The 532-nt window shown below is 61.7% G+C and carries 1 protein-coding gene; it reads right to left on the bottom strand.

From position 1 onward, the window contains the following. A partial coding sequence (locus tag EN994_RS34600; RefSeq protein WP_127308308.1) for a LysR family transcriptional regulator occupies positions 1-315 on the bottom strand: 315 nt, incomplete at its 3' end. Positions 316-532 lie beyond the last annotated feature (217 nt).

The following is a 532-nucleotide window of genomic DNA, read 5'->3' as shown; positions in this document are numbered from 1 at the left end:
GCTGTCGGCAAAATCCTGCGTCGTGCCGATGGCAACGCGCCCGGCAGCGCGGGCGCCCTTCAGCGCCAGCCAAGCCTCGCGATGGACGGCAAGAATGCGCTTGGCGTGGCCGACGAGATCCTCACCCGCCGGCGTCAAACCACGTCCCCGCCCCTGCGGCGCCAGCAGCGGCTCACCGACGACTTCCTCCAGCCGCTGCATCTGGGCGGTCACCGCCGAGGGCGAACGGCCGATGCTTGCAGCCGCCTGGGCCAGCGAGCCGCTGTCGACGAAAGCAAGGAAGGTTCGGAGCAGATCGGGATCGAGCGTTTCCATACTTCGATACTATCGAAGTATCATTTAAAAACAATTCGATTTTTTTGCCTAAAAGGTGGTGGCATGGTTGTTTCAACGGCGATCGGACGCCGCTCAAGCCAAGGAGAAGAAGAATGCCTATCATCAACATCAGCGTCACCGGCAAACCTGACGCGGCGCTTTCCGCTCGCATCGCAAAGGAGGCCACAGAAATCACCGCGACGCAGCTGCGCAAGGA

The organism is Mesorhizobium sp. M7A.F.Ca.CA.002.09.1.1 (assembly GCF_003998555.1).
GTDB lineage: Bacteria > Pseudomonadota > Alphaproteobacteria > Rhizobiales > Rhizobiaceae > Mesorhizobium > Mesorhizobium ciceri.
This window is presented reverse-complemented; position numbering and strand designations above follow the sequence as displayed.